Below are 8,418 nucleotides of genomic sequence, written 5' to 3' on the forward strand. Positions count from 1 at the left end.
GCTCAGACTCGATCACTATCGAATAGCACCAGATTCTGTCTTGTTCGGTCGCGAAAACTGAATCCGAACTTATGGGTTATGGGCGCAACCGAATCCGCGTGTCTGGATTCCGAGTTCGCGTTTAAGAGTCGGTTGATCATGCAAAAAATCAATGTTTTCAACAATGGCAAATCCGCGCTTATGTGGCGATGCAGATCAAACGTTTATCGTATGTTTCCAAACCTGACTGCCATTCGCAGGAAGCATATAGGAAGCACGCGTAAAAGCAGCCTAGGTTTTCTTTTTTCGCTTCTTCCGGATCGTCAGCTCTTCAAGGAAGAGGCGTTCCCGGATTTTGTCGGCTTCGTTCATCTCCGGTCGATCGGCACGCGGTGATTCCGTTGACTGTCGTCCATCCCGCTGTGCCGATGCCGCCGGCGTCTGGCGCTCCTCGTTAGGCCGATCCCCGACCCCTTCGTTCATTTCCTCAGTAAGGCATCTTTTGATATCGCGCATCGAATAGGCGATCAGCCCCTTCGAATATTTACCAATCATTTTTTCAAAATCCGCTGCCAATCGTTCCGCTCCCGCTCGATCGCTTTAAAAGGATATCTGAGGCGAGATCCGCGGCCCATGCAGCGCCAGGCCATGAGGTCGGAACGGATTTACTTCCTCAAGGAGTTGGCGCCGTGCCGAGAGTTCGGTCCCGGTGAGGTCACGGCCATCGAAATAGAGCAGATCGAATGCCATCAAGACAGCTTCCCGCGACGTCCGCTTCCCGCCCCGGCCGCCAAGCGACTGCTGAAGCCTGCCGAAGTCCGACCGGCCACGCTCGTCGAACACGACGGCCTCGCCGTCCAGAATGGCCGTGGCGACAGGCAGGCGCCGTGCCTGGGCAGCGATCGCGGGAAAACGATCCGTCCAGTCGTGGCCGCCGCGCGTCAGGATGCGGACGCCTGATGGTTCGATGTGAATGGCGAGTCGGTATCCGTCCCACTTCACCTCGAAGGCCCATTGCCGGCCTTTGGGCGGCTTGGTCTTGAGGAGAGCAAGGCAAGGATCGACACGATCCGGCATAGGGTCGAGGGGAAGATTTGGTTGCGCGGGATTTCGAGGCTTGCGCGGCCGGGATTGAACCGGCTTGTCAGCATCCTGCAGGAGTGGCTTTCGTGTTGGCGGCTTTGTCATGCCGCCATCCCATCAGCAATGTCGTAAAAAGCAATTGCCCAATACGTGTTATTGACTTCGGCCACGCGAGAACATTTAGCAACATCACTCGACGGTCGGCGATGGATCACTCGCAGATTTGCGAGTCGACGCGTTCTGAAAAACTACTGGAATTGCACGGTCGGCCGGCAAGTCGATAACGCTCTTCAACTGAAAGAAAGGCTCGCTACGACGTGGAGCCCGAAACAGGGAAACGAACTCAAAAAAATCTGTCGGCACGGGAACAATATGCTCCGTTGATCGTAAAACCTTCGGGTCGTGCGGAGATTCGTTACACTTCGCTACATGCGACCCACCTCAACCTTAGCCCCGCTCCATAGTGGGGCCTTTTTTGTGTCTGCGGCAGTGGTATGGGTGGCCCTCTGCACTAAGGCAGCGCCGTTGCGTTCACCTCGACGAGCGGCGTTGTGGACGGCAGACCTATCTAGCGACTCCGCCTGCGGATAAGCTCCGCAGGCGCCTCCTCCAGGCGAATTCGCGGTATTTAGCTCTGCGACGAGCATTACGAAGTTCCGACCGATTCCGGTACGTGCGACCGTCGACTTCTCCCACCCGAATAATAACATTGATGGTGTCGCCTCGGCGCTGACATCGACGAATTATCGCGAGTGAGTCGGACTTCGGTCCGATGGTAGACAGCAATCTCTCTGCTAATTTCCGTTCCGCTGAGACTGCAAAACTCAGCACGAAAAGGGTGTCTGCCCCTGATCCGGAGCACCCTTTTCAAACTCGTTTTCGGGAATCGCCCCTTAACCCTCGGCACCGACGGTTTGCGGGCGGCCAACCTTCCAATTGATCATAGGGTATAGGTAATCTGTCGGGGCATCTTGCGTGCGATGGTGTTGCCAGTTCCATCGCATCTTAAGCGGGCGGTCGTCAAAGTCGAAGTCTGTGATTTCCTTCCACAGCAATTGCTCATCGATACGGCTCTGCTTGTGACTATTGACGATGGCAGTGAGCGTGGCGGTCAGATAGGTCTGCGGATCGACGGCTCGATGAGCGAAGCAATGGTCGCCCTGTTCTCCTGCCCCTCGCCTTCGAACGTAGAACGGTCGCGCGCGTGAGCAACACGTCTTCGAGCAAGATCAACCCTGGTTTGGTAACGGCTTACCCTCGTAGCGCACGCGAAAATTCCTCCTGTGAAAATCCTGCTCGAAGCAGACGAAGACGAGTTCCAGGTCATGGGCGCTGTCGCGCTTCCCAAGGAGACTGAGCGTGACAACGATAACGCCACTGTATCCGCGCGTCAGGCGGAAAGCCGCGTTGCGGATGTCGGTCCCTTCTGGATCCCTCCGGTCTTCGCGGCGCTCATAGATGACCCAGAAGCGGGCAGCATCCCAAGTCTGCTGTAGGATTTGGCTGACCTCTGCCTTGAACTCTTCGGCATGCATTGCCGGACCCCAAGACAATGCCGTCTCGCCCGCATCGCTAACGACATTGAGGTAACCGTCATATCGGTAGGCGCCTGACAGTGACCGTTCGATCATCTCGAATGCCGTGTTTTCGCTGATTGTTGTTTTGAAGAGAATTGCCATGGAATCGCTGCGTGCCACTGCCGATATGTCGGTGAGACGGCGAGACTACTGGGTGTCGCCTGGGCGAGCAACGGTGACTTAATTGTCGGGCATCCGAGTCCGCCGCATCGTTCCGGAGATCTGCCTGCCCATACCGGAGACATAGGTGACAGAACGTCCCTAAGACATGGGTGACAACCTTGTGCCGAACGGGTTCTCGATGGTTTGCAAAGTCCTCTGCTCCAGATCGATATATCGGAGATCATAGCGCATGAAGCTGACGAGCCAAACGCCGTCATCGACCTCCTCGATGTCGAGCCTCTGGCCGGCCATGACTGTGAAGATATTGATCCTCTTGCGGTACATGCAGATGCGGCCGCAATCGGTCACCAGTACGTCACGGTCGTGGAAGCGTATTTGTGCTTAGCTCCCATGAATGGGCGCAGGGGCGCGATTTCGCCTCGGGTTGGGGCCCGCATCCTCAATTCGCCAAGCTCACGCATCCGCTCGTTAGCAATTTGTTGACCATAAGCTGGCTTTACTGAGCGTGATGGATGCGGAGGTTCCCGCACGTCGTCGAGTGTTTGGTGTGGGCGGGTTTGTTCGTGTTGAAGTATCCAGTGCAAGGATTGTCGGGCGGGGCCTTGGGCGGAATTGCCACGCTACTGTCGCGTGCGGAACGGTTGGTCGCGCAGACCATTCTGCCGGCTCTGTTTGCGCTGCCGGCACTTGTCGGCTCTGCATCATTTGCCTCGGCGGAAGATCGGGCCCTGAAGCTGTTCTTTACCCATACGGGCGAGAGGGCCACGATTACCTATAAGCGGGACGGAAAGTTCGATCCCAAAGGCCTCGCCCAGATCAATCGGTTTCTGCGCGACTGGCGAAGGAACGAGCCGACCCGGATGGATCCCCGGCTGCTCGACCTGGTCTGGGAGGTGTACAAGCGCAGCGGCGGCAAGGACTACATCCATATCGTCTCCGCATATCGTTCGCCCACCACCAACAACATGCTCCGCAACCGCTCGCGCAGCACGGGCGTCGCCAAGAAGAGCCAGCACATGCTGGGCAAGGCGATGGACTTCTACGTTCCCGGCGTGAAGCTTTCGACGCTGCGTGCGCTTGCGATGCAGATGCAGGTCGGCGGTGTCGGATATTATCCGACCTCGGGATCGCCCTTCGTCCATCTCGACGTCGGCAATGTCAGGGCCTGGCCGCGCATGTCCCGGCAGGAACTCGCTCGACTATTCCCGAATGGGCAGACGATGCATCTGCCTGCCGATGGCCGGCCGCTGCCGGGGTACAATCAGGCGATTGCGAACTACAAGAAGCGCGTCGGCCCCACCTCGATCCAGATCGCCAGCACCGCGGGAGAAGACGAAGAAGCCGGAGCGTCGACCACGTCGAGCAGCGACACCACAGACAATAAGCTCGTGACGGCGCTTCTGCCTGCGCCCCGAAGCCGGGCGTTGAATGCGCTGGCGCTGCAGACCGGCGCAGTCGAGCGGGATGACAAACGGTCTGCTCCAGATGTTTCATCTTTGCCGATTCCGATACCGGCGATGCGCCCGCCTGCCCTCGAGCGCGACGCTGATATGGATGACAAACTGGAGACTGCATCGATCGGCCCAATTGATGTGCTTCCGGATAAACCGGCGCCTGCATTGCCGGGCTACGCGCGCTTCGAGCCCCTCCGTGTTGCACACCAGGCCTCCAAGCAGGGCGCTGATATGATCGCCTCCCTGCCGATGACCGCTTCCTGGGAAGAAGCAAATTTCCTAGAATCGACGTCCGACGCGGCGCTGATGAAATGGGCGCTGCAATCTCCCGGCGAGGTGATGGAATTGAGCGCGCCTCGCGTTTCCCCCCGCGCGGTTCATCGTGAGGTCAATGCCGCGACATCAGGTGAGGACATCATTCCGGTCGCCGCCACAGACCTGTTCGATGCGAGCCGGTTTGCGTCGCCTCCAGAGGGCTGACCTCAATCATCAAGGCTTGATGCGCAGCACCTCTTACGACATGCGACTTCGGCGCGGTATCCGCCTATTGTCCCGGAGCGGTCTCTATGGGGTAGTGCGCATCCTCCCACGCGGGAAAGCCACCGGCAAAGTGGTAGACATTCTTAAACCCCCATACCAAAGCTTTGGCCGATGCGTAGGCGGAATCGCCGCAATATTTGCCATGGCATGAGAAGATCACTTCCTCCTCCATGCTCACGGCCTTCGACAGAGTATCCTTTGCCAAAACCTCCACGACCGATAGGTTGATGGCTCCCGGCGCATGCCCGCGACCAAAGCTCAGAGCGGTGCGCACATCGACGAGCTTGACGCCGCGGTCGTGCAGCCGCTTGGCCGTCGGGGCGTCTATTTCAGTGGCTCCCTTGATATTGTATTCCCCGTTGCTTTTGCCGATCAGGCGAGCGTATTCGTCATAGGAAATATCTGTGCCCGCTCCCTCCGGCACGCCGGCTTTGCGCAAGCCCTCCTTCAGGCGCTCGCGATAGGTCGAATCGTAGTTGAAAATGTCGCCGTACCAGTACCATCCCAGTTCCTGCACCGTCAGCGGGGAGTAGCCGGCGGGAACCGCGAGCGCGTTGTATTTTTCGATGTTTTCCTGAACGCCGTCCGTCCGCCCGAGGTGGCCGAAGCTCGACACCAGCGTGGCGTAGTCTTCACTGACGTCTGATTGCCTGATCACCAGGAGTTCGAGGTTCTTCACCGCCTCCTCATATTTCTCCTGGTGGAACTGTGAAATCGCAAGAACCCTGAGATAGCTCGGCGGATATTGCGGGTCGACACGCATAGCTCGTTGCACTTCGCGTTCGGCTTCCGAAGCCTGGCCCGTTGCGTTCAAAATGCGTGCTTTGCTGAGGTGATTTTCGGGATCATTGGAATCGAGTTCCATGGCACGACTGATTTTGGCAAAGGCGTCAGCATACCGGCCCTGCCTTGCCAGCACCTCAGCGGAGATCGCATAGGCAAGCGAATTGGGCTTTCGAATCGCAAGAGCCAGGTGCCGATCCACACGTTCCATCGCCCTCTCGAAGCCAAGGTTGGCGGCCTCCCAATTGGAAACGGCAATCCGCCAATTCGCCGAAGCGAGCGCCGCATGAGCGCGGCTGTAATCGGGGTCGAGCTCGATCGCCCTTTCGAAAAAGGGAATTGCCTTGAGGGTTTCATTCTCACTGTCGTGGCGCAGGTGATCCCAGCCTTGCAGCAAAGCGTCGTAAGCCTGCGGGCTATTCGTCTCCGCCTGCTCGGACTGAGATCGCTCCGCCATTGTGAACTTGACGGTGAGCGCAGACACGATCTCGCCGATGACCTTATCCTGAAGCGTAAAAATCTCGTTCATCGCGCCGTCATAGCGGTCAGCCCATAGATGATGGCCGCCGAGCGCGTCTATGAGCTGTGCGTTGATGCGGACCTGGTCGCCCTGGCGGCGCACGCTGCCTTCCAGGATATAACGGACCCCGAGTTCCTCGGCCACCTGCTGAACTTTGATGGGCTTGCCCTTGTAGGCGAAGGTGGAGTTTCGAGCGATAACAAAGATGCTGGACAGCTTCGAAAGGTCTGTGATCAGATCTTCCGTCATGCCGTCGGCGAAATAGGCCTGTTCCGGATCGGAACTGATGTTGTCGAACGGCAGGACGGCAATAGACGGCTTGTCAGGCAGCGGGAGTGCCATGCGAGCGATCGATGCCGTTTCCGCGCTGGACGTCCATGGACCCAGCCATATTGCGACGAAGGCAGCCACCAGAACCAGAGCCACCGCCGCGAGCGGTCCCCAACTGCGAAGACGCTGGATTTTGAACTGCCAGCGAGGAGCGTTTCCATCGAACAGCACGCGATAGGTGCGTACGGGGCGCGCGATGTTTTTGACATGCTGCTCGCCAATAAATTCAAGCGGCAGTTCGAGCTTGCCTTGCAAATGATCGAAAGCAGTGCCGGATACAAAAAGCCCTCCGGACTCACATATCTGCTCCAGGCGAGCAGCGACGTTGACCCCATCGCCCAGCAAATCATCGCCCTCCACGACGACGTCGCCCAGGTTGACGCCCATGCGGAACAGAAGCCGCTGTTGGGGCAGGATATCCACTTGCCGTGCTGCAACCTGCTTTTGCAGGGCAACCGCACATAGGACAGCATCCACGACGGAGCCAAATTCCACGATCGCGCCATCGCCCATGAGCTTCACTGTGCGTCCGTGATATTCCGCGAGCAGTGGGTCGAAGACTTCGGAGCGCAATGCCCTCATCGCGGCCAGCGTACCGGCCTCGTCATCCTCGATAAGTCTTGAATAACCAACGATATCGACGGCGAGAATTGCAACCAGCCGCCGCTCGGCATGATCGTCTCCCATGGTCATCCTCTCCAGCGAGGTGACGAAAGCCACGCTTAGCGGATCCTTCGGTCGACGGGAACACTCCTCCGGCCTCCGCTATTCTACTCCCGTTTCCCTCTCCAGACGAATGAACTCTTTCGAAATATGGCTATCCGGTTCGCGCTGGTCATATCACCGCCTGCGCGACAAGCATGTCAACGTGTACGCCAATGAGTTCGTATTTCCGTTGGAACAGACGATGACACTTCCGGAGGCATAAACCCGGCAAAATATTGCGATCCTTTGCCCGCCTGAAAAGGCGCGGGCGCCGTCATTTGGATGGCCGAACTACGATGCCCCCCATTTCCGCGCACCCGAAACTCAGACCAAAGTCCGACCTACCCCGGACTTCGTGCCCATACAAAACCTTCGATCACTGTAATAACAATAATATATTCTCAAGTAACGAAGCGAGACGATGTGAGAAACTGCGTTGACTTCATTGGATCGCATTTACCTGACGACTTCTACTTAGAAAATGAGACCCAGAAACTGGTTGTTGTTGACAATCTTTGCACCGAACCTTTCGAAAATATAGCGCACATTCTGGATGCCCGTTTCCACAGGCAACCGCAGCTCCCTGGATCCGGAACTCGTCGGAGAGGTTCTCGATACCATGCCGGCTCCTTCGATCGAACCCGCAAATGGCGGCGGCCGTCTCATGGGGATAGTCGAGATCGGGCAGGTCGTCATGATCGCGCCACGATCGGCTGTAGCATCCGGTCTGGCCCGGCTGCTCGTCATCGAGCGCGGCATTGGCAGAAACACCTTAAAGTAGGTACTTTTAACAATTGACATTAATAAGTGAGTATTTCTTAGAACTCTTCTAAATAATTGTCATGCATTACAGGCAATGCTAATAAACAAGTTGGTTAATCTCAAGTCACGAGGCACGAAGCAATGAAAAGCGTATTGATTTCTGGCGGGGCTGGCTTCATCGGATCCCACATGTGTGATCGACTTTTGCTGAGGACGGACATTCAGAAGCTGGTCGTTGTTGACAACCTCTGGACCGGGCTTTTCGAAAATATCGCCCACATCCGGGACCCCCGTTTCCACTTCGTGAAATCCGACGTCGAGACACTGCAGACCTCGGATAAATTCGACGAAATCTATCACCTTGCATCCCCCGCATCGCCGCCATGGTACATGAAGGAGCCGAAGAGAACGATCTCCGCCAATCTTCTCGGTGCGTTCCGGTTGCTCGACTTGCTGAAGAAGGGCGGACGTTTCGGTTTCACCTCTTCTTCCGAAGTCTATGGCGATCCTCTGGTGTCGCCGCAGCCGGAATCCTACAAGGGTCAGGTCGACTGCACCGGAC

At 57.2% G+C, this 8,418-nt stretch carries 6 protein-coding genes and 3 pseudogenes; 3 read left to right on the forward strand and 6 right to left on the reverse strand.

All coding sequences use genetic code 11. From position 1 onward, the window contains the following. Positions 1-270 precede the first annotated feature (270 nt). The 5 genes and pseudogenes from AC1D1Z_RS30770 to AC1D1Z_RS30790 form a co-directional block, all read right to left on the reverse strand. Positions 271-555: a hypothetical protein gene (locus tag AC1D1Z_RS30770; RefSeq protein ID WP_130759640.1), complete on the reverse strand. Its 285-nt coding sequence runs from the start codon at positions 553-555 to the stop codon at positions 271-273. A gap of 84 nt (positions 556-639) precedes the next feature. After that, positions 640-1,167: pseudogene (locus AC1D1Z_RS30775) on the reverse strand (ATP-dependent DNA ligase); the annotation flags it as partial. A 941-nt stretch (positions 1,168-2,108) separates the two neighbouring features. Next, positions 2,109-2,236, reverse strand: a pseudogene (locus AC1D1Z_RS30780) (transposase domain-containing protein); the annotation flags it as partial. 55 nt (positions 2,237-2,291) lie between these two features. Continuing rightward, on the reverse strand, positions 2,292-2,741 hold the full coding sequence (locus tag AC1D1Z_RS30785) for a hypothetical protein (protein WP_447010995.1): 450 nt from the start codon (positions 2,739-2,741) through the stop codon (positions 2,292-2,294). 159 nt (positions 2,742-2,900) lie between these two features. Beyond that, positions 2,901-3,136 (reverse strand): annotated as a pseudogene (locus tag AC1D1Z_RS30790) (IS481 family transposase); the annotation flags it as partial. Positions 3,137-3,319: 183 nt separating this feature from the next. Between AC1D1Z_RS30790 and AC1D1Z_RS30795 the strand changes: the two are divergent. After that, positions 3,320-4,696 carry a peptidoglycan L,D-endopeptidase MepK gene (locus AC1D1Z_RS30795; RefSeq protein ID WP_425518017.1) on the forward strand — a complete coding sequence of 459 codons (1,377 nt, stop codon included), beginning with the start codon at positions 3,320-3,322 and terminating at the stop codon, positions 4,694-4,696. 64 nt (positions 4,697-4,760) lie between these two features. Here AC1D1Z_RS30795 and AC1D1Z_RS30800 read toward each other — a convergent pair whose 3' ends face one another. Next, positions 4,761-7,076 (reverse strand): rhodanese-like domain-containing protein, encoded by a 2,316-nt coding sequence (locus AC1D1Z_RS30800; RefSeq protein ID WP_130759736.1) that lies wholly within the window; start codon positions 7,074-7,076, stop codon positions 4,761-4,763. Between the two features lie 571 nt (positions 7,077-7,647). Between AC1D1Z_RS30800 and AC1D1Z_RS30805 the strand changes: the two genes are divergently transcribed. Then, positions 7,648-7,875 carry a hypothetical protein gene (locus tag AC1D1Z_RS30805; protein WP_165419680.1) on the forward strand — a complete coding sequence of 76 codons (228 nt, stop codon included), beginning with the start codon at positions 7,648-7,650 and terminating at the stop codon, positions 7,873-7,875. A 122-nt stretch (positions 7,876-7,997) separates the two neighbouring features. Next, the coding region (locus AC1D1Z_RS30810; protein WP_477852633.1) for an NAD-dependent epimerase/dehydratase family protein at positions 7,998-8,418 on the forward strand (421 nt) is incomplete at its 3' end.

Source organism: Rhizobium sp. P1_E1 (assembly GCF_056406015.1).

Excerpts from the sequence above, each read along its gene's own strand:
- AC1D1Z_RS30785 (WP_447010995.1), bottom strand. The coding sequence starts at position 2,741 with ATGGCAATTCTCTTCAAAACAACAATCAGCGAAAACACGGCATTCGAG.
- AC1D1Z_RS30800 (WP_130759736.1), bottom strand. The coding sequence starts at position 7,076 with ATGGGAGACGATCATGCCGAGCGGCGGCTGGTTGCAATTCTCGCCGTC.
- AC1D1Z_RS30805 (WP_165419680.1), top strand. The coding sequence starts at position 7,648 with ATGCCCGTTTCCACAGGCAACCGCAGCTCCCTGGATCCGGAACTCGTC.